At 71.2% G+C, this 271-nt stretch carries 1 protein-coding gene; it reads left to right on the top strand.

From position 1 onward, the window contains the following. Positions 1-177: RNase H family protein (locus SB719_RS20240; protein ID WP_412159754.1), on the top strand; the 177-nt coding region annotated here is incomplete at its 5' end. Between the last annotated feature and the right edge of the window lie 94 nt (positions 178-271).

Here is a 271-nt window from a genome sequence, read left to right as displayed (position 1 = left end):
ACCGCCGGCGGCGCCGCGGTCAAGAACCAGGACCTGTGGCAGCGGCTGCAGGCGGCCTGCACGCGGCACCGGATCGACTGGCGCTGGGTCAAGGGCCACTCGGGCCATCCCGAGAACGAGCGCGTCGATGCCCTGGCCAGCGCCGCTGCGCGCGCGCAACGCACCGCCGTCGCCTGACCCGTCCTTCGCCTCCAGGAACCCGACCCCACGCATGCGCCAGATCATCCTCGACACCGAAACCACCGGCCTGGAATGGAAGAAGGGCAATCGC

Source organism: Pantoea sp. SIMBA_079, assembly GCF_046940275.1.
Taxonomy (GTDB): domain Bacteria; phylum Pseudomonadota; class Gammaproteobacteria; order Enterobacterales; family Enterobacteriaceae; genus Pantoea; species Pantoea borealis.
This window is presented reverse-complemented; position numbering and strand designations above follow the sequence as displayed.